A 587-nucleotide genomic window follows, 5' to 3' on the forward strand; every position below is an offset into this window, starting at 1 on the left:
CGTTCAAAGCGGATTCGCAGCTTGCCAAAGCCTGCAAACCAGCTGTGCGTCCTCTCCACCACCCACAGGTGTTTGCCCAGCCTCTCGCTGCTCTCAATGCCTCGTCTGGCAATTCGGCCAATGATGCCCCGCTGCCTCAGGTGGGCTCGGCATCGCTTGAAGACGTAGCCTTTGTCGGCGTGCCGCTTTGCAGGTCTTTTACGGGGACGTCCTGCCAAGCCGGTAATCGTAGGAATCGCGTTCATGCACTCCTCGAACATCTTGGAGTCATGCCTGTTCGCACCGCTGACCAAGATCATCAGCGGGATGCCCCTGGCGTCAACAAAGTTGTCTCGCTTGGAGCCAAGCTTGCTTCTGTCCGTCGGGTTGGGCACCGTCTCCTGCTCCCGGGGCTTGGTACCCAGGAGCCATCAATGCTGACCCAGCTCCAATCAATCTGGTTATGTTCACGCAATCGAGTCAGTATGGCCTGGGGTAACCGCTCCCAGACACCAGCAGCGTTCCAGTCGCGCAGGCGCCAACAGCAAGTCATGCCGCTGCCGTAGCCCAGGGATTGGGGAAGGTCTTCCCATGGAATGCCTGTTTGC

General features: G+C 59.1%; 1 pseudogene. It reads right to left on the reverse strand.

Going from position 1 to position 587, the window contains the following annotated elements:
- Positions 1 to 587 (reverse strand): annotated as a pseudogene (locus L995_RS31610) (IS5 family transposase); the annotation flags it as partial.

Source organism: Delftia sp. ZNC0008, from assembly GCF_000799035.1.
GTDB classification, from domain to species: domain Bacteria; phylum Pseudomonadota; class Gammaproteobacteria; order Burkholderiales; family Burkholderiaceae_C; genus Comamonas; species Comamonas tsuruhatensis.